We start from the raw sequence: 18,377 nt of genomic DNA on the forward strand, positions 1-18,377 counted from the left end.
AGCGTCTTCGCGGCCCCGCAGGTGGAACCGCGGCCCCGGTCCGGCGCCCACGTCTCCGTATACAGGGCCAGCGCCTCACTAACCGCAGTCACAGCACGAGCAGCATTCGCAGCACTCACAGGCCTCGCAGCACGAGCAGTCGGGACAGTCGCAGTCGCAGTTGCTGCAACAGCCCTCCCGCTTCTTGCGCGACCAGGGGCCCTCGAACTCGTCGGCGCAGCAGACCTTGCAGGTGCAGCAGAGCCCGATCGCCACGGCGCACCCGGCGAGGAGCCCGCGCTTGCCGGGCTTGGGCGGCTGGAACGACGGCCCGCCGCCGAAACCACCGGGCCCACCCGGCCCTCCGGGACCGCCCGGGTTGCCACCGCCGTACGGATTGCCGCCCCCGTACGGATTGTTGGACTCGTACGCGCCCGATCCCGTCGGCGCGTAGGGGCTGCCCGGGGCCCCGGTCGGCACCCAGCCGTCCTGCCCGTCCCGTCCCGCCGACGCGGTCCCGGTGTGCCCGCACGTCCCCGTCACCCCGAACACCCGGTCCACGGACCGCCCCACCTCGTGCGCGAGCAGCAGATGCGCCAGCTTGCCGTCCACGAAGTCGACCTCGCGCAGGGCGAGCCGGATCCCGTGCACGGCGTCGTCGGCGAGCCGGCGCGCCTCGGCGAGGCCGGTGCCGGTCGCGGCGAGCGGGTTCCACGCCTCGGACGCGGCGTCCTCGGCCAGGTCCTCCACGGCGTCGAGGAGGTGCGCGAGCCGCCCGAAGAGGCGGCCCGCTTCGGCCAGCGGCTCGGCGTTCCGCGGTCGCCCGGCGAGTCGCGCGGTGTGCGCGAACGCGGCGGCGGTCGCGGTCTCCGTCGGCTCGGTGACCGTGAGCAGGGCGGTGCCGGGCCCGGCCAGCGCCTCGATGCCGACCTGCCGTTCGACGGCGTCGAGCAGCACGGCGGTGTCGAAGCCGACGTCGGACCCGGTGCGGGTTCCGGCCCGGCCCCAGCTCGCCGCGACCCTGCGGGCGGCGAGGGCGACCGGTCTGCGGGCGAAGAGCCCGTCCCGGTCGTCGACGTGGTCGCGCACCTTCGCGGCGGCGAGCACCAGGGAGACGGCGGCCGCGAGCCGGGCCCCCTCGCCCTGGGCGACGGACGCGGTCCGCATCCCGCGCAGCGGGCAGGGCCCGGCCTGGCGCCGCCAGGCTCCGGCGGTGCCGGGCCGCTCGGCCTGAGCCTCCGTCAGAACCGAGATCAGCAAACCGTCATAGTTCGTGACGACCCGGGCGAACTGCCCGTGGTCGCCGCGCAGTGCCAGACAGAGGCCGCACAGGTGGGCCATCCACTGGGTCTTGAGGTGCTCTCCGAGCCGATGACTGCAGGGCCGGACAATTCCGAACAAGGCGACTCCCCCGTGCGCCGGATGACGAAGCGTCAACCAGGGCGGTCAACCTCGTCCGCATGACGCGCCGCCGCCCAAGTGACCGTGAACGACGGGCATCGTATCGAGCCTTCGTCCGCCTTCTCGTTCACCCGTACGCACCCCCGATCACCCAAACGCCGCGAAGAATCATATTTCACTCACCGTCAGCAGCTCGGGCCCGTACAGCCCTTGGGAACGCCGGGGCAACACCGTGTTGACTCTGCACCAGTACCGTCACGAAAACCCCGCGCGGCGACTATCCACTTGGCGCGGCATCCGCATCATGGATGAACATGGGGATGCAGGACATGCGGAACGCAGAGGAACCGCGGTGAGAGGAGGCGTCCATGGGATCGGTGCGCAAGGCGAGTGCCTGGCTTGGCCTCGTCGACGACAACGATGACGAGCGTTACTACGACGACGACTACGACGAGGGGCCCGAGCCCCCTGCGGGCGGCGCCGCCTGGGTCACCGACCCGCGCGTGAAGGTCGCCGAGGACAAGGCCGAGGAAGAGGGCCGGCGGATCGGCACCGTGACCCCGGACAGCTTCCGCGACGCACGCCGGATCGGGGAGATGTTCCGGGACGGGGTCCCGGTCATCATGAACCTCACGTCGATGGAGCCCGCCGACGCCAAGCGCGTCGTCGACTTCGCGGCCGGGCTCATCTTCGGTCTGCGCGGTTCGATCGACCGGGTCGCGACCCGGGTGTTCCTGCTGACCCCCGCGGACACGCAGATCGTGTCCGGCCGGGAGGCCAAGGTTCAGCAGGACGGTTTCTTCAACCAGAGCTGACCGTCGGGTGGGCGGTGCCGCAGCCCCGCCCACTCGATGGTCGGACGGCCTCAGACGACGGAAGACTCGGCGCGGGACGGCCTGCGCGGGGCGGCGACCCCGGACGCCGGGCCCTCCTCCTCGCACTCCATCCGGCGCGGCAGCCACAGGGCGGCGAGCGCGCCGAGGAACAGCAGCACCGCGCTGACGATCAGGGTGACGTGCAGCCCGTGCACGAAGGCGGTGCGCGCGGCGTCGCGCAGAGCGGCGCCCGCCCGGCCGCCCAGATCGCCGGCGATCTCGTACGCCTCCCCCAGCGAGTGTCCCGCGGCCCCGCTGGTCTTCCCGGAGACCCCGGAGACATGGTCGAGGCCGGGCGCGTACGCGGCGTTCATGACCGAGCCGAGCAGCGCGATGCCCATGCCGGCGCCCAGCTGGTAGGAGGTCTCGCCGATGGCGGCGGCGCCCCCCGCGTCATCGGCCGGCGCCTCGGTGAGCATCGACTCGTACGCCCCGAACAGCGTGCTCTGGAAACCGAAGCCCAGCAGTATGAAGCCGAAGCTGAGCAGCCACGGCCGGTCCTCCTGGCCCATCAGGCAGAGCAGCAGCACCGCGCAGGCCGTCAGCGCGAAACCGGACGCCACCATGCCGCGCGGCCCGAAGCGGCGCAGATTGGCGGAGCCGAGCACCCCCGCGGCCATCGCGGCGAAGGTGAGCGGCAGCATCCGCAGGCCGGTCTCCAGCGGGCTGAGCCCGAGCACCAGCTGGAGGTACTGGACGGCGATCAGCTCCAGGCCGACCAGCGCCAGCATGGCGATGACGATGCAGCCGACGGACGTCGAGAACGCGGCCCGCGCGAACAGCCGCATGTCGATCAGCGGGTGCTCGCGCCGCCGCTGGCGCCGTACGAACAGGATCAGGAGCGCCACTCCGGCCAGGAACGGCAGGACCGCCTCCGGGGCGAGCAGGTCCCGCTCGGTGCCCCACTGCTTGATGCCGTAGACGACACCGAGCACGCCGAGCGCCGCGAGCAGCGCCCCGGCCAGGTCCCACGGCCCGTCCGAGCGGCCCTTGGACTCGGGTACCAGGATCCGGCAGAGCGGCAGCATGACCGCCATCAGCGGGATGTTGATGAGGAAGACGGATCCCCACCAGTAGTGCTCGACGAGGAAGCCGCCGAGGACGGGTCCGGTGGCGGCGCCGATCGCGGCGACGGCGGTCCACACGCCGATGGCGACGGCCCGCTCGTGCCGGTCGGGGAAGACGTCCCGCAGGATCGACAGTGTCGCGGGCATGATCATCGCGCCGCCGATGCCGAGCAGGGCGCGGGCCGCGATGAGCACCTGGGCGGTGTCGGAGAAGACGGCGAGCGCCGAGGCCGCGCCGAACAGGGCGTACCCGAGCAGCAGGATCCGGCGCCGGCCGACTCTGTCGCCGAGCGTGCCGAAGAGGATCAGCAGCGAGGCGCAGACCAGCGGGTAGGCGTCGCCGATCCACAGCAGCTCGACCGAGGTGGGCTTCAGGTCCTCGGTGACCGAGGGCAGGGCGACGTAGAGGATGGTCGAGTCGAGCGCGACCAGGAGCAGGCTCGTGCACAGGACGACGAGGACGACCCAGCGATTGGTGCGGGCGCGCGTCGCGGCGAGCAGTCCGCGCAGCCGCCCGGTGGCCGTGCTCGTCCCGGACATGTGCGTACCTCCCAGTGGTCCTCGCGTTCGGCGGATCCGGGGGCTGGGGATGTCCCTCGGTCTCCGGTCGGGAGGAGTCGGCTCCCGGCCCCGCAGCGATCAGGCGAGTGAGCCGTCAGAGTACGCGAGTTCGGGCCGGTCAGAGGTGGCGGGGCTCTCACGGAACGGGCTCACGCGTGTGGTGTGCGCCACTCGCGCGGGACGGGTGGCGTCCGGAGCACGGGAGGCGACCGCCGATAATCGGGGCCGTGACGGACGATGATCGACAAGACCGGCCCGGGCCGCGACGGGCGGCCCCGGCCCTCCTCGGGTACGCGGCCGTGCGCGCCCTCGGTGTGCTCGTGCTGGCACTGTGGAGCGCCGCCGAGGGCAAGAGCTGGCTGACGCTGCTGACCGCCCGCTGGGACTCGCTCTGGTACACGCGGGTCGCCGAGCACGGCTACGGCTGGTCGGTGACGCTGCCCGACGGGAGCGTGCACTCCAACCTCGCGTTCTTCCCGCTGCTGCCGTGGCTGGAGCGGCTGGTGTCGGCGCTCACCCCGCTCTCGTACGGCACGGCGGGCATGGTGGTGAGCTGGCTCGCCTCGCTGGCGGCGGCGTGGGGGATCTACGCGGTCGGGGCCCGCGTCGCCGGCCACCGGGCCGGGGTCTGTCTCGCGGTGCTCTGGGGCGCGCTGCCCATCGGGATCGTGGCGTCGATGGCGTACAGCGAGGCCCTGTTCACGGCGCTCGCGGCGTGGGGACTGTACGCGGTCCTGCGGCGCCACTGGGTGACGGCCGGTCTGCTCGCCTCGCTGGCGGGGCTGACCCGGCCGATCGGCGCGGCGGTCGTGGCGGCGGTGTGGGTGGCGGCCGCGCTGTGGGTGCGGCGGGAGCGGCGGGTGCCGTGGCGACTCGTGGCCGGGGTGCTGCTCGCGCCGGTGGGCGCGGCCTCGTACGTGCTGTGGGTCGGGCACCGCACGGGCGGCGGGCTCTTCGGCTATCTCGACGTCCAGGGGCAGTGGGGCAACGGCTTCGACGGCGGTCTGGCGTTCGCCCGGTTCGTCGCCGACAAGTTCACCTCGCTGCCCGGCGCGCTCGCCGGGACCGGGCTGATCGTCGGGGTCGTGCTCGTCCTGTGGCTGTACGTGACCGGGGTGCGCCGGGGCCAGCCGGTACCGCTGCTCGTCTACACGGGGATCGTGCTCGCGCTTGCCCTGTGTTCCTCGGGGTACTTCGGTTCGAAGCCCCGGCTGATGCTGCCCGCGTTCCCGCTGCTGCTGCCGCCGGCGGTGGCCCTGGCCCGGTGGCACACCCGCCGACCTGCGGCGGCGTGGGTGCTGGGCGGGCTCGCGCTGATCTCGGCCGGGTACGGGGCGTTCTGGCTGAACGGCTCGGGGCCGCCGTGACCGGTCCCGTCCGCCCCTGACCGGACGGAGAATTCCGTGCCAGCACGCGGTGAACGCATTCAAAAGCGAACTAAAACCGGCCTGTTTAAACGATCACCGAATTCACGGGAACAGGGCTCTCCGGTAATCGGAATCCGGGGAATAAACTCCGGGCTGAGATCAATCCCACATCACATCGTCATCACAAAGCCCCTGTTTCGAGCCGGTCCGCCACTCACCCGCTGTAGCGTCGATTGGGTGCGTACCGAACCAAACCTGACCCGCCGGGTCGAGCGGGTCTTCGCCCGGCTCGACCGCGAGCCCGAACGGCCGGTGCATGTGGGGATGCCCCACATGAGCCGGCACCGCGTCGTGCTCTTCGGGCTGACCCTGTCCTTCTACCTCGCGATCGTGGTGGCCGTGCTGGCCACGTCGCGGCTGGTCGCGTTCGACTGGCAGGTCATGTTCTTCCGGCCCTACCAGCAGTGGCCGGAGATCCACGCGTTCCTCGACTACTGGGTCGTGCTCGGCCAGCGCGGCCCGACGGCCGTGATGGTGACGGCCTGGCTGGGCTGGCGCTCGTGGCGCCAGCACACCCTGCGCCCCCTGCTGATGTTCGGTACCGCCCTGCTGCTGCTCAATGCCACGGTGGGCGCCGCCAAGTACGGCATGGGCCGCGCGGGCCCGCACTACGCCACCATGATCGGCTCGAACGAGATGTGGCAGGGCGGCGACATATTCCCTTCGGGCCACACGGCGAACGCAGTGGTGACGTGGGGCATCCTCGCCTACCTCGCCTCCACCCCCCGGGCCCGCCGCTGGCTGTCCGCCGTCTCCGCGGTGATCTCCCTCAGCGTCGGCCTGACCACCGTCTACCTCGGTACGCACTGGCTGAGCGACGTCCTCCTGGGCTGGGCCGCCGGCCTGCTGATCCTGCTCGCGCTGCCCTGGCTGGAGCCGCCGGTCGCCAAGGTCGAGGCGCGCATCCTCGCGGTGCGCGACCGCCTGTGGGCCCGCCGCACCGACTCCGGGACGGCCGCCGAGCCGCTCCCGGCCCCCGCCCCCGCACGCACCCGCGAGCCGGTCGGGACGCCGAACCGCCCGGGGAGCCGCCCCTCGGCGCTCCTCCCCCAGGGCCCGCACACCCCGCGGGGCGAGCGCACCCCGGTCACCCCGGCGGGCAGCAGACGCCCCGCGAACACCCGGGGATCGACCCGGGCGGGCACAGCGGACCCGCAGCGGGCCTAGGGTCCCCGAGAGCAGCGGGGCCGGTACGCACAACCACCCCGCACGACGAAGGCCCCCGGAGCCGACCGGCTCCGGGGGCCTTCGCGTACGCGCGGCGCGTCGGGGGCGTCACCCCTTCCAGCAGCGCGTCACCGTGCCGTCCCTGACCTCGAAGTTCAGCCGGCCCGCGCGGTACTCCATGGTGACGATCGCGCCCGGCGGCAGCTGCCGGACGGTCGACCAGCCCCGGTCGTGGGCCTGCCGCTCGGCGTGCTCGGCATCGAGACCGACGTAGCCGTCGGGGGTGTCCTGTGCGTCCTGCGTGGGTGCCATGCCGCCACCGTAGGCCGTGTCCGCGGGTGGCGCCAGGCCCGCCCGAATGCCCCCGTCGGACTGTCCTACTGTCACGCTTCCGTCACAAGATCACGACGAATCGCGACGCCGAGTTTCCGTCTTTGTTCCTCACACGTTCGAGGGGTTCCTGACTTCTTACGCACTTCTTACGCGCCCTCGTCGCGCCCGGGGAAGCGCTCCCGGGACACGGAATTCCGGCGCCCCGCGCAATGAGCGCGGCACCGGCTTCAGGACAATTTCCGGGACGCCTTCCGACCATTCCCGAGCAATTTCGAATCTCCCGGCGACACCGGCGAGTTGAGGCTGTCCGACAATTGCCTGTCCATGCCAGAAACCGGTGCACGCCCTCTGTCGCGGGGGTGGCGGCGCGAGCATCATGGCCTGAGTTCGAAGCAAGCCCGGACGCGGTGCGGCGAGGGGGCAGGCGATGGGAACGACCGGGGTGGCGGCCGGACCGCGCACGGCGGGACGGGCCCGCGAGCGGCAGCCGGGCCGCATCGTGGTGGACTGGCTGACCACGACCGACCACAAGAAGATCGGCCACCTCTACCTGATCACGGCCTTCGGCTTCTTCCTGGTCGGCGGCGTGATGGCGCTGCTGATGCGCGCCGAGCTGGCCCGCCCCGGACTGCAGATCCTCTCCGAGGAGGAGTACAACCAGCTCTTCACGATGCACGGCACGATCATGCTGCTGCTCTTCGCGACGCCGACGTTCGCCGGGTTCGCCAACGAGATCATGCCGCTCCAGATCGGCTCCCCCGACGTCGCGTTCCCGCGGCTGAACATGCTCTCGTACTGGCTGTTCCTCTTCGGCGGCCTGATCGTGCTGGGCTCGCTGATGGTGCCGGGCGGGGCCGCCGACTTCGGCTGGTTCGCGTACGCGCCGCTGAACAGCCTGACCCGGTCGCCCGGTGTCGGCGCCGACATGTGGATCATGGGGCTCGCGCTCGCCGGGTTCGGCACGATCCTGGGCTCGGTGAACTTCCTGACGACGATCATCGGGATGCGGGCGCCCGGCATGACGATGTTCCGGATGCCGATCTTCACGTGGAACACGCTGTTCACGTCGATCCTGGTGCTGCTCGCCTTCCCGGTGCTGGCCGCCGCGCTGCTGGTCCTGGAGGCGGACCGGCGGTTCGGCTCGGTGGTCTTCGAGCCGGAGAACGGGGGCGCGCTGCTGTGGCAGCACCTGTTCTGGTTCTTCGGCCATCCCGAGGTCTACATCATCGCGCTGCCCTTCTTCGGCATCATCAGCGAGATCATCCCGGTCTTCAGCCGCAAGCCGATCTGGGGCTACACGATGCTGGTCGGCGCGACGATGGCGATCACCGGCCTGTCGGTGGTCGTGTGGGCGCACCACATGTTCGTGACGGGCGGGGTCCTGCTGCCCTTCTTCTCCTTCATGTCCTTCCTCATCGCGGTCCCGACGGGCGTGAAGTTCTTCAACTGGACCGGCACCATGCTCAAGGGCTCGCTCTCCTTCGAGACACCGATGCTCTGGTCGGTCGGCTTCCTGGTGACGTTCCTGTTCGGCGGGCTGACCGGTGTCATCCTGGCCTCGCCGCCGATGGACTTCCACGTCTCGGACACGTACTTCGTCGTCGCGCACTTCCACTACGTCGTCTTCGGCACCGTCGCCTTCGCGACGTTCGGCGGCTTCTACTTCTGGTGGCCGAAGCTGACCGGGAAGCTGCTCGACGAACGGCTCGGGAAGATCCACTTCTGGACGCTGTTCATCGGCTTCCACACCACGTTCCTGGTGCAGCACTGGCTGGGCGCGGAGGGCATGCCGCGCCGGTACGCGGACTACCTGGCGGCGGACGGCTTCACGGCGCTCAACACGATCTCCTCGCTCGGCGCGTTCCTGCTCGGCCTGTCCACGCTGCCGTTCCTCTACAACGTCTGGCGGACGGCCAAGTACGGCACCAAGGTCGAGGTCGACGATCCGTGGGGGTACGGCCGCTCGCTGGAGTGGGCGACGGCGTGCCCGCCGCCCCGGCACAACTTCGTCACGCTGCCCCGGATCCGCTCGGAGTCCCCGGCGTTCGATCTGCACCATCCGGAGTTCGCAGCGTTCCAGGAGCGTCCCCCGGAGCCGACGACCGCCGTAGCGCACGGTCCAGACGGTCCCGCACCGAGCTGAGGGTGTCGGTGAGCGCGGCCGGCTCGACGACCTCGAACTCGAAGCCGGTGGACGCGATGTGCCAGACCATCACATCGAGGCTGGCGGCGCCGGTGCGCAGCAGACACGTCCGCGCGCTCTCGGCCTCGAGCGTCCCGGCCGTCGGCGAGATCCGCTGCCGCGCCTCGTCCACCGGCACCAGGAGCCGCACCACGGCCTCGGTCGCGTACGCGCGTGTGGAGACGCCCCGGGACACGTACGCGGCGAGGTCGTCGGCGGGCGGCGTACGGGGCGGGAAGCGCGGCCCGTGCGGGGGTGTCGGCGTGATCCGGTCGACGCGGAACGTCCGCCAGTCGTCCCGCTCGACGTCCCAGGCCACGAGGTACCAGCGCCGCTCGCTGCACACGAGGCGCAGGGGTTCCACGGTCCGCCGGCTCGGCTCGCCGTCGTGGCCCACGTACGCGAACCGCAGCCGCTCCGCGTCCCGGCACGCGGCGGCGACCTCGCTCAGCAGCCCGGGGTCGACGGCGTCGGCACCGGCGCCGCGCAGCATGGGCACGGTGTAGGCGTTCAGGGCGCCGACCCGGCGGCGCAGCCGGTGCGGCAGCACCTGCTCCAGCTTGGCGAGGGCCCGCACCGAGGTCTCGCCGATCCCGGCGATGCCCTGCCCCGCCGCCGTCCGCAGCCCCACCGCCACGGCGACGGCCTCGTCGTCGTCGAGCAGCAGCGGCGGCAGTTCGGCGCCCACGCCCAGTTGGTATCCGCCGCCGGTGCCCGGGCTCGCGTGCACCGGGTACCCGAGCTCGCGCAGCCGGTCGACGTCCCGCCGCACGGTGCGCGCGCTGACGCCGAGCCGCTCGGACAGCTCGGGCCCGGACCACTCGCGGTGGGCCTGGAGCAGGGAGAGCAGCCGCAGCAGCCGGGCAGAGGTCTCAAGCATGCGCCCGATTGTGCCCGGCGCGGGAGCACGGGGAGGCCCTCAGGGCGTGACGGCGCGCACCACCACGGCGAGATCGTTGTCCCCGGTGTAGTAGGGCTCGGCGGTCAGGTCCCGGCCTGCGGCGGCGACCGGGGTCACCGGGTAGGCGAAGATCTGCTTCTTGTCGGCGATGTCGTCGAGCAGCCGGGCCACCCGCACCTCGGGGCCGTCCTCGCCGCCGGGCCGCACCCACAGGTCCCAGCGGCCCTCGGACAGCTCCTCGTAGGCGATCCGCAGGGTGAACTCGGGCCCGTCCACGTCGACTTCGCCCCGGAGCACCGGTCCCTCGCCGCCGCGCGCCCGCACCTCGGCGCACGCCTTGGCCGTGACGGGCGTGCCGTAGACACGGCCGCGCACGCTCAACTCGGTTCCGGTGATCAGGAGTTCCCCGGCCTCCGCGTGCGGTGCGCGCCGCCAGCTGCGCACCGACAGGTTGCCGTTCTTCGTGGCGTACGGGATGCGGACCGCGACGTGGCCGCGCGATCCGCTGGGCGCCCGGTCCACCAGGGACCGCAGGTCGTTCACGCCCGGCATCAGCCGGACCGGCTCGTCCCCGGCGACCTCGGCGAACGCGTCCCAGCGCCCCTCGGCCAGCTCGACCCCTATGGGCAGCGAGGCCCGCAGCCGTCCGTCGCCGACCGGGGCGAGCGGCAGCCGGACCTCCTGGCCGCCGGCGCGCTCGACCAGCACGAGATACGCGGAGCCGGCCGCTCCGTGGTCGGTGACGTCGAAGGTGAGACCTCCGGCGGAGTCGGCGATGCAGTCGGCGCGGGGTGCCATGAGGACGGTCCTGTCGTCAGACTCGAACGTCGGTGCGGGCGTGGCCAGCGGCGTCATGCGGTGCGCCCCTTCCCCGGGGACCGGAACAGGGCGCGGCTCGCGTCCCGGACGACGTAGGCGCCGCCGAGCAGAGAACCGCGGGCCCGGTGCAGCAGGTTCACGGAGCCGCCTCGTCCGGTCAGCGAACCGAAGAGCGCCTCGTAGCGCTCGGCGATCCGGGCCGGGTCGAACCGCTCGGAGCTGGTGAGGGCACGCGCCGCCATCTCCTGGCGCCGCTTGTCGTCGTTGATGAGTTCCAGCAGGCCGCCCGCGATCGCGTCGACATTGCCGACCTCGACGAGGCGGCCGTCGATCCCGTCGTGGATGATCTCGCCGGGCCCGTGCGGGCAGTCGGTGGCGACGACCGGGAGCCCGCAGCGCATGGCTTCGACGATGGTCATGCCGAACGACTCGAAGGTCGAGGTCACGGCCGCGACGGAACCTTTCGCCCATTCCGGCTCGATCGGGTTGGCGGGACCCATGAGGAAGACGTGGTTGTAGAGCCCGAGCTGGTCGATGAGGGTGCGCAGTTTGTCCTTCTGGCGGCCCGAGCCGTAGATCCGCAGCCGCCAGTCGGGGCGCTCGGCGCGCACCTTGTCGAAGGCCTTGATCAGCAGGTCGTACCGCTTGACGGGGGCGAGCCGCCCGGCGGCCACGACCCACTTGGCGTCGCCGTCGGCGGGGCTGATCCCCGGGGCGGGCACCGGGTTGGACATGGCCTCGATCCGGACGCCGGGCAGCCGCATGCGCTCGCGGTAGGCGCGGGCGTCCGCCTCGGTGGTGGTGGTGAGGGCGTCCAGGCGCGGGTAGACCTTGCGCAGCTGGCGCAGCAGGCCCGGCGTGTGGGTGTCGAGCGTCAGGTGCTCCTGGCCGACGCGCAGCGGGCCGCGCCGGGTCTCCGTGGCGAGGTGCACATTGAGCCCCGGCCGGGTGCCGACGACGACGTCCGCCTCGACGCTCGCGAGGTGCTCGGCGATGCGCCGGTCGGTGAGCGCGCTGTACTGCTCGTAGCGGCCCTCGTGGAGCGGGAAGACCGCCGCGGGCTCCTTGGACGCCGGATCGCCGCCCTCGTAGCCCGGGGAGTCCTTGCGCAGGTCCACCAGGTGACGCAGCCGGACGCGCTGGTCAGGCGCGAACACCGGCTCGTCGCGGTGCCGGAAGACCGAGACGACCTCCACGTCGTGCTGCTCCGCCAAGGTGTTGGCGAGGTTGTACGTGGTGCGGATCGTCCCTCCGATCCCGTACGCGTTGTGAATCAGGAAAGAAATCTGCATGCGTCCCCGTATCCCACCATTCCGCGCGGACAGTTCGGACCGTCGGTTCTGTCGGTTCAATCCGTGTCCTCCGCCTACCAGATGGTTAGACAGAGATGCCCGGCCGAGGGTTGTTCATCATCATCATCTTGTTCCAGAACAGTTGCCTTATTGGTAGGCAATATGAGGAACCATTTGGCCACTTTGTCCATCAGGGTCACGTCATGGCTGGTAGGGCGGCTGCGGAACGTCAAAGCACGTGCCGTTCATGTCACCGCCCTGGGTGACCGGTCCGCGACCCTCGACGGCCGGCGCCTCAGCAGCCCGGGCCCGGGGAGTGGTTGCCGCTGAGCCGCACCAGCGCGCAGAACGTCCTGACGGACACCTTCCACACGCCGTCCTCCTCTACGGAGGCGCCCTTGGCGTCGGGGAGCATGGTGGCGCCCTTGAGGGCGAGCGAGTACGTCACGTCGGCGGTGGTCGCCGAGGTGAAGGCGACCTTCGAGACCTCCGCCCGCACCTGCCCGCCGCGCCGGTCCCCGTTGAAGCGCTCCAGGACCTTCTGCATCACCGACCCGTTCTCCAGGAGCGCCGCCTTCTGGTCGAGCGGCACGTTCGGGTCGAAGAACTTCTTCCAGTTGGCCTTGATCTGCCGCTCGGCGGCGGCCGGGTCGGCCGGCGCGGTCGCCGTCGCCGATGCCGATGCCGAAGGGCGGTGCGTCGTCGGGGTCGACGAGCTGCCGTCCGAGCCGCCCGATCCGCCGCACGCCGTCAGCCCGGGCCCGAGGGCGAGCACCGCGGCGAGGGCCGCGCCCCGCCCGTACCGGACCGTCACGATCCTTTTCCCGAACATCAACTGGATCACCACCGGATGTCGGTCCGGGCCTCAACCGCGCCCGGAGCTTTCAGGGTTGGCCTCCAGAAGGCATAGTGCTAGCGATCGGTCGACAAAGCCATACAGAGCCGGACACCTCCGGATACGACCGAAAACCGGTCGTCCGGAACGGCTTCGGCGGACACCCGACACGACGACGGTGGGGAGCCACCCATGCGGACGGTCCGGCCCCGCGCATCCGGCCTGCACCCCGTGCTGTGGACGGGCCTCGCCGCGCTCGCCGGCGGCGCGGTGCTGTGCGTCATCGGCTGGTACGGGATGTCGGGCGAACGTTACGCGGAGCGCCAGCTGCCCTATCTGGCCTCGTGCACGGTGCCGGGCTCGGCGCTGATCATCGCGGGCGCGGTGCTCCTCACGTTCGGCAGGAGCACCCGGGCGAGCGCCCGGCCGGCGGAGCTGTACGAACTGCTCGTCGCGGTCGATCCGGCCGAGAGGGCGCGGCCCGCCGAACCGCTCGCCATCGCCGAGCGGCTGCTGATGGTTCCCGGCGGCACCCTGTGGCACCGCGCGGACTGCCCGCTCGTGGTGGGCAAGCCGCAGGCGGTGGCCGCGGACGCCGACGCGATCGCCGCGGGCGGCCTCGGTCCGTGCCCCGTCTGCGAGCCGCCGGACGGGGGTTGAGGCGGGGCCTCGCCGCCGGACGACCTGCCGCTCGCCGGGCCTTGCGTGCTGGTGCTGTTCGCGGTGGCGCCCGGCTTCTTCTTGGCCAGCGGCTTCTTCTCGGCCGGCGGCTTCTTCTTGGTCAGCGGCTTCGTCGCGGCCGACGGCTTCTTCTTGGTCAGCGGCTTCGTCGCGGCCGACGGCTTCGTCTTGGCCAGCGGCTTCGTCGCGGCCGACGGCTTCGTCTCGGCCAGCGGCTTCGTCGCGACCGACGGCTTCGTCTCGGCCAGCGGCTTCGTCTCGGCCGACGGCTTCTTTTTCGCAGCGGTCTTCGGCTTCGCCACCGGCTTCGGCGTCGCCACCGGCTTCTTCTTCGCCACCGGCTTTTTCGGACCCGTCGGCCGGCCATCGGGGACGACCAGCGTCGTTCCCACGTTCAGCCGGTCCGGGTGCGGTCCCACCATGTCCCGGTTCGCCGCGTAGAGCGCCTGCCAGCCGCCCTTCACCTTGAGGCGCCGAGCGATCGACGCCAGCGTCTCCCCGCTCTTCACCACGTGCACGCGCCCCTGGAGCCGGTACTTCTTCGCGCAGGCGGGCCAGGCCTGCCAGCCCTGCGTGCGCAGCACCTCCTCGGCGACCTTGATCTGCTCGGCGCGGGTGGCCAGATCCGCGCGCGGGGCGTACGCGAGGCCGCCGTGCTCCTCCCAGGTCGGCTGCCAGAACTGGAGCCCGCCGTAGTAGGAATTGCCGGTGTTCGCGTCCCAGTGGCCGCCGCTCTCGCACTGGGCGAGACAGTCCCACGGCCATGCGCCCTTGGTGCAGTCGACCGGCTTCACGACGGCGTGCGGCCGGTGGGCGGCGCCCTCGGCGGGCGCCGGTGTGACGGCCACGGAGAGCAGCGAGGCGAGCAGGGCGCAGGACGCCGGGAGCAGCGAGGGCAGCAGACGCATCGCGTCACGCTAAGCAGCGGTTCCGTGGCGGCCCGCCGTGCCGCGCCGCGCGGACCGCGGCCCCACCCGGTCGGCGGACCGAGCGGGCGGGGCCACGGCGCACCACCCTCCGCGGCTACCGGATCAGCAGCTGCTGGCCCGGTCGGATGAGGTCAGGATCGCCACCGACGGCCGTCCGGTTGACGGCGTACAGGTGCTGCCAGGTGGTGCCGTGGGCCGCCGCGATCCGGCCGAGGGTGTCGCCGTCACGGACGACGTACCCGCCGCCGCGGGTCCCACCGCGGTCGGCGCGGGCCGGGGCACGCTCGGGGATCGCGGCCTGCGGTGCCGATTCCGTCGTGACGGGGGCCGATCCGGCCGACGGCGCGCCGCCGTAGGCGCCGGCGCGGACCGAGCAGGTGGGCCAGGCGCCCCAGCCCTGCGCGCGCTGCACCTTGGCGGCGACGGCGATCTGCTGGGACTTCGACGCCCGGTCGGCCGTCGACGCGTAGGCCCCTCCGCCGAACGCGCGCCAGGTGCCGGCGGAGAACTGGAGCCCGCCGAAGTAGCCGTTACCGGTGCTGATGTGCCAGTTGCCGCCGCTCTCGCAGCGGGCGATGCGGTCCCAGACGCCGGAGTCGGCCGCGTGGGCCGCGCCGGCCGTCGCCAGGAGACCGAGCGGGGCGAGCAGGGCCGCCCCGGCGAGAACCGCTGTCGTTCGAGCCGTACGAATCGGCACGGACATGAGTAATCCCTCTCGTGGACTGCTCGTTGCAGACGGCGGAGGAATCTAGGCAGCCGACGAGCACGGCATCAACCAACGGCCCGTCACGCCAGGCCAGTTGACCGTTACCCGAAGTAGCGACGTTTTCAGGCCACCCACTTCATTAGCTGATTTCAGGATTTGTCGACCTGGCAACTCATGGATCTGTGACCCACTTCACCCACTCAACTTGCTTGGAATACCTACAAGTTGGCATGGAGTGACGCATTCCGTCGCGGTTCTCACGGTGCGCTTCGGATGGGTGAATTCCGTTCGGTTCCGGGCGTGACTCCGGCCACAGATCACCCGTTGTCCCTTTATCAGCACTCTCTGTCCCGCACCGGCGCCCGCCGGCGGGACCGACCGACCCTGAGGAGCCACCCGTGCCGCGCTTGCTCGACGTCAGTGACGACGTACGCGCCGAGATCGGCGACGAAGAAGCCGACCGGCTGCTCGCCGGGGACAACGCCCCGGGCAGCTACGACTGCACGTCCTGCCGCACCGCGGGGGACTCGGAACAGGAGCGCACCAGCACCGTCCTGTTCGTCGGTGACGAGACCGCCGTGCTCGCCTTCGCCCACGCCGTCTGTCTGCCCTCGCAGGTCGTCCGGGTCGCCGAGGACCAGCTGCAGGGCGCCGTCCGTTCCGTCGCCGCCCCCGACGAGATCCCCGGCGCCGCGCCGTCCCAGGCCGTGCTCGGTGTGACCAGCGGCCTCGTCCTGATCGCGGGCGACCTGCACCCCGCGCTCGTCGTGGAGCCCACCGGGCCCATCGCCCGGCCCGGCGCCGACTCCGGCGACGACTTCCTGCCGCTCCTGATCGAGCAGGGCTACATGCCGGTGACCAGCCTGGAGGAGGCGCCGCGCGGCCTCGACGGCTGGTCGGTGCTGCTCGCCATGGGCCAGCTGCACGCCGTCCTCCAGCCCGGCACCGGCGGCGCGCCCTCGCAGGTCGCCTGGTGGCAGGCGCACCAGCCGCTGCTCGTCACCGAGGGCTGGCGGGCCGCCGCCAACAAGACGCAGAAGGTGCTCGTCTTCGCCACCCCCGCGGGCTCGATCGGCCGCCAGCCGCGCGAGGACCTGCTGCGCGACGCCCTCGACAAGGCCGCGGCGAACGGGCGGCTGGTCGCCGCCGCGCTGCCGCTCGCGGGCACCTGAGCCCGCCCGCACCCCGTAGAGCCGACGACCCGGACCCCCACGCATGCGCCGGTCACCCTCCTGACGCCCCGCAAAAGCCGAGGCCAAGGGCGCATCCGTAGCGGATCCGGGTCGTTGGCACTCACGTGCACCCATACGACCCCACCATGTCCGGACGGCGTCAGCCGTACCCGAGCCAGATCCCGTCGATGCGCCCCGCGGAGGACCACCAGGGCAGCCACGCGAGCGGCCACGCAGGCGGCCACGCGACCGGCTATCCGGGCGGCTACTCGGCCACGCCCATCTACGACGCCCTCTACGCGGAGTACCGCAGGTCGTTCCGGGCGCTGCCCGGCGACCGCACGGGCGAGGAGGATCTCGGGTTCACCGGCTTCGGCTCCGGTCCCTACGGCGCACGCCACCACACCCCGCACTACCCGGCGGCGCACCAGCACCAGTCCTGGCAGCCACAGACGAACGGGCGGCAGCACGGCCAGGGACATCACTTCCCGGCCGCGCTGCCGCCCGCTCCGCGCCGCGAGCACTGAGGGCCCCCGGCGCGACCGCTTCCGCGGCCCCCGCTACTTCTTCTTGCCGCGCTTCTCCCGCACCCGGACGGAGATGTGGATCGGCGTCCCGTCGAAGCCGAACTCCTCGCGCAGCCGGCGCTCCACGAAGCGGCGGTAGCCCGCCTCGATGAACCCGGAGGCGAACAGCACGAACCGCGGCGGCTTCGTACCGGCCTGCGTCCCGAACAGGATGCGGGGCTGCTTGCCGCCGCGGACCGGGTGCGGGTGGGCGGCGACCAGCTCGCCGAGGAAGGCGTTCAGCCGCCCGGTGGGGACGCGGGTCTCCCAGCCGGCCAGCGCCGTCTCGATCGCCGGGACCAGCTTCTCCATGTGGCGGCCGGTGCGCGCCGACACGTTCACCCGGGGCGCCCACGCGATCTGACCGAGCTCGGTCTCGATCTCGCGCTCCAGGTAGTAGCGGCGCTCCTCGTCGAGGGTGTCCCACTTGTTGAAGGCTACGACGATCGCGCGGCCCGCCTCGACCGCCATCGTCACGATCCGCTGGTCCTGGATGGAGATGGACTCGGAGGAGTCGATCAGGATGACCGCGACCTCCGCCTTCTCCACGGCGGCCGCGGTGCGCAGCGAGGCGTAGTAGTCGGCACCCTGCTGGAGGTGGACGCGCTTGCGGATGCCCGCCGTGTCGACGAACTTCCAGGTGACGCCGCCCAGCTCGATCAGCTCGTCGACCGGGTCGCGGGTGGTGCCCGCCAGCTCGTTGACGACGACGCGGTCCTCGTTCGCCACCTTGTTCAACAGCGACGACTTGCCGACGTTCGGTCGGCCGATCAGCGCGATGCGGCGCGGGCCGCCGGCGCCGACGCCGCCGAACGTCTGCTGCGGCGCCTCGGGCAGCGCCTCCAGGACGGCGTCCAGCATGTCGCCGGTGCCGCGGCCGTGCAGCGAGGAGACCGGGTGCGGCTCGCCGATGCCGAGCGACCACAGGGCGGTGGCGTCGGCCTCGCCGGACGGGCCGTCGACCTTGTTGGCGCAGAGCACCACCGGCTTCTTGGCCTTGCGCAGCAGCCGGACGACGGCCTCGTCGGTGTCGGTGACGCCGACCGTGGAGTCGACCACGAAGACGACGGCGTCGGCGGTCTCGATCGCGTACTCGGCCTGCGCGGCCACCGACGCGTCGATGCCGAGCACGTCCTGCTCCCAGCCGCCGGTGTCGACGACCTTGAAGCGGCGGCCCGCCCACTCGGCCTCGTAGGTGACGCGGTCGCGGGTGACGCCCGGCTTGTCCTCGACGACCGCCTCGCGGCGGCCGATGATGCGGTTCACCAGGGTCGACTTGCCGACGTTCGGGCGGCCGACGACGGCGAGCACGGGCAGCGGGCCGTGGCCCGCCTCCTCGATGGCGCCCTCGACGTCCTCGATGTCGAAGCCCTCTTCGGCGGCGAGCTCCATGAACTGCGCGTACTCCGCGTCGCCGAGCGCCCCGTGCTCGTACTCCGGGGAGTCCTCGGGCTGGATCTGGTCGTTCATGAAGTCCGTACCTC

General features: G+C 71.9%; 15 protein-coding genes and 2 pseudogenes. 7 read left to right on the plus strand and 10 right to left on the minus strand.

Annotated features, from left to right (window positions below):
• Positions 1–78 precede the first annotated feature (78 nt).
• The gene (locus tag ABII15_RS08500; protein ID WP_353941665.1) at positions 79–1,380 is read right to left on the minus strand and encodes a DUF5685 family protein; all 1,302 of its coding nucleotides are present in this window, start codon (positions 1,378–1,380) and stop codon (positions 79–81) included.
• Between the two features lie 368 nt (positions 1,381–1,748).
• Here ABII15_RS08500 and ABII15_RS08505 point away from each other — a divergent pair, with 368 nt between their 5' ends.
• A complete protein-coding gene (locus ABII15_RS08505) occupies positions 1,749–2,195 on the plus strand; it encodes a cell division protein SepF (RefSeq protein WP_353941666.1) in 447 nt (148 codons plus the stop codon).
• Between the two features lie 50 nt (positions 2,196–2,245).
• Here ABII15_RS08505 and ABII15_RS08510 read toward each other — a convergent pair whose 3' ends face one another.
• A complete protein-coding gene (locus ABII15_RS08510) occupies positions 2,246–3,862 on the minus strand; it encodes an MFS transporter (RefSeq protein WP_353941667.1) in 1,617 nt (538 codons plus the stop codon).
• Between the two features lie 248 nt (positions 3,863–4,110).
• Between ABII15_RS08510 and ABII15_RS08515 the strand changes: the two genes are divergently transcribed.
• Entirely contained in the window at positions 4,111–5,250 is a 1,140-nt protein-coding gene (locus tag ABII15_RS08515) for a hypothetical protein (RefSeq protein WP_353941668.1), read from the plus strand.
• Positions 5,251–5,487: 237 nt separating this feature from the next.
• Positions 5,488–6,477: a phosphatase PAP2 family protein gene (locus ABII15_RS08520; RefSeq protein WP_353941669.1), complete on the plus strand. Its 990-nt coding sequence runs from the start codon at positions 5,488–5,490 to the stop codon at positions 6,475–6,477.
• Between the two features lie 108 nt (positions 6,478–6,585).
• On the opposite strand, the gene ABII15_RS08525 is transcribed toward ABII15_RS08520, so the two are convergent.
• The gene (locus tag ABII15_RS08525) at positions 6,586–6,789 is read right to left on the minus strand and encodes an I78 family peptidase inhibitor (protein ID WP_353941670.1); all 204 of its coding nucleotides are present in this window, start codon (positions 6,787–6,789) and stop codon (positions 6,586–6,588) included.
• A gap of 448 nt (positions 6,790–7,237) precedes the next feature.
• Here ABII15_RS08525 and ctaD point away from each other — a divergent pair.
• Positions 7,238–8,884: pseudogene (gene ctaD / locus ABII15_RS08530) on the plus strand (cytochrome c oxidase subunit I); the annotation flags it as partial.
• Here the strand turns inward: ctaD and ABII15_RS08535 are convergent.
• From ABII15_RS08535 to ABII15_RS08550, 4 genes are all read right to left on the minus strand, one after another.
• Positions 8,820–9,872 (minus strand): YafY family protein, encoded by a 1,053-nt coding sequence (locus ABII15_RS08535; RefSeq protein ID WP_353941671.1) that lies wholly within the window; start codon positions 9,870–9,872, stop codon positions 8,820–8,822. The pseudogene ctaD and the gene ABII15_RS08535 overlap by 65 nt on opposite strands.
• A 39-nt stretch (positions 9,873–9,911) precedes the next feature.
• Positions 9,912–10,748, minus strand: coding sequence for a hypothetical protein (locus ABII15_RS08540; protein WP_353941672.1), 837 nt, complete (start codon positions 10,746–10,748; stop codon positions 9,912–9,914).
• The gene (locus ABII15_RS08545) at positions 10,745–12,004 is read right to left on the minus strand and encodes a glycosyltransferase family 4 protein (RefSeq protein WP_353941673.1); all 1,260 of its coding nucleotides are present in this window, start codon (positions 12,002–12,004) and stop codon (positions 10,745–10,747) included. The genes ABII15_RS08540 and ABII15_RS08545 overlap by 4 nt, the downstream gene beginning before the upstream one ends.
• 295 nt (positions 12,005–12,299) lie before the next feature.
• Positions 12,300–12,818, minus strand: a complete 519-nt coding sequence (locus tag ABII15_RS08550) for a hypothetical protein (RefSeq protein ID WP_353941674.1) — start codon at positions 12,816–12,818, stop codon at positions 12,300–12,302.
• Positions 12,819–13,031: 213 nt separating this feature from the next.
• Here ABII15_RS08550 and ABII15_RS08555 point away from each other — a divergent pair, with 213 nt between their 5' ends.
• Complete coding sequence (locus ABII15_RS08555) at positions 13,032–13,499, plus strand: hypothetical protein (RefSeq protein WP_353941675.1); 468 nt, start codon at positions 13,032–13,034, stop codon at positions 13,497–13,499.
• Between the two features lie 401 nt (positions 13,500–13,900).
• Here the strand turns inward: ABII15_RS08555 and ABII15_RS08560 are convergent.
• Both ABII15_RS08560 and ABII15_RS08565 read right to left on the minus strand, forming a co-directional pair.
• Positions 13,901–14,428, minus strand: a pseudogene (locus ABII15_RS08560) (transglycosylase family protein); the annotation flags it as partial.
• Positions 14,429–14,543: 115 nt separating this feature from the next.
• Entirely contained in the window at positions 14,544–15,152 is a 609-nt protein-coding gene (locus ABII15_RS08565; protein ID WP_353941676.1) for a transglycosylase family protein, read from the minus strand.
• A 401-nt stretch (positions 15,153–15,553) separates the two neighbouring features.
• Between ABII15_RS08565 and ABII15_RS08570 the strand changes: the two genes are divergently transcribed.
• The gene (locus ABII15_RS08570; protein WP_353941677.1) at positions 15,554–16,327 is read left to right on the plus strand and encodes a hypothetical protein; all 774 of its coding nucleotides are present in this window, start codon (positions 15,554–15,556) and stop codon (positions 16,325–16,327) included.
• A gap of 146 nt (positions 16,328–16,473) precedes the next feature.
• Positions 16,474–16,854 carry a hypothetical protein gene (locus ABII15_RS08575; RefSeq protein WP_353941678.1) on the plus strand — a complete coding sequence of 127 codons (381 nt, stop codon included), beginning with the start codon at positions 16,474–16,476 and terminating at the stop codon, positions 16,852–16,854.
• Positions 16,855–16,887: 33 nt separating this feature from the next.
• Here ABII15_RS08575 and der read toward each other — a convergent pair whose 3' ends face one another.
• The gene (gene der, locus ABII15_RS08580) at positions 16,888–18,363 is read right to left on the minus strand and encodes a ribosome biogenesis GTPase Der (RefSeq protein WP_353941679.1); all 1,476 of its coding nucleotides are present in this window, start codon (positions 18,361–18,363) and stop codon (positions 16,888–16,890) included.
• Positions 18,364–18,377 lie beyond the last annotated feature (14 nt).

The organism is Streptomyces sp. HUAS MG91, from assembly GCF_040529335.1.
GTDB classification, from domain to species: domain Bacteria; phylum Actinomycetota; class Actinomycetes; order Streptomycetales; family Streptomycetaceae; genus Streptomyces; species Streptomyces tabacisoli.

What these genes read in the sequence shown, in the direction of transcription:
- ABII15_RS08505 (WP_353941666.1), top strand. Translation starts at nt 1,749, where the DNA reads ATGGGATCGGTGCGCAAGGCGAGTGCCTGGCTTGGCCTCGTCGACGAC.
- ABII15_RS08525 (WP_353941670.1), bottom strand. Translation starts at nt 6,789, where the DNA reads ATGGCACCCACGCAGGACGCACAGGACACCCCCGACGGCTACGTCGGT.
- ABII15_RS08555 (WP_353941675.1), top strand. Translation starts at nt 13,032, where the DNA reads ATGCGGACGGTCCGGCCCCGCGCATCCGGCCTGCACCCCGTGCTGTGG.
- der (WP_353941679.1), bottom strand. Translation starts at nt 18,363, where the DNA reads ATGAACGACCAGATCCAGCCCGAGGACTCCCCGGAGTACGAGCACGGG.
- ABII15_RS08540 (WP_353941672.1), bottom strand. Translation starts at nt 10,748, where the DNA reads ATGACGCCGCTGGCCACGCCCGCACCGACGTTCGAGTCTGACGACAGG.
- ABII15_RS08535 (WP_353941671.1), bottom strand. Translation starts at nt 9,872, where the DNA reads ATGCTTGAGACCTCTGCCCGGCTGCTGCGGCTGCTCTCCCTGCTCCAG.
- ABII15_RS08575 (WP_353941678.1), top strand. Translation starts at nt 16,474, where the DNA reads ATGTCCGGACGGCGTCAGCCGTACCCGAGCCAGATCCCGTCGATGCGC.
- ABII15_RS08510 (WP_353941667.1), bottom strand. Translation starts at nt 3,862, where the DNA reads ATGTCCGGGACGAGCACGGCCACCGGGCGGCTGCGCGGACTGCTCGCC.
- ABII15_RS08565 (WP_353941676.1), bottom strand. Translation starts at nt 15,152, where the DNA reads ATGTCCGTGCCGATTCGTACGGCTCGAACGACAGCGGTTCTCGCCGGG.
- ABII15_RS08545 (WP_353941673.1), bottom strand. Translation starts at nt 12,004, where the DNA reads ATGCAGATTTCTTTCCTGATTCACAACGCGTACGGGATCGGAGGGACG.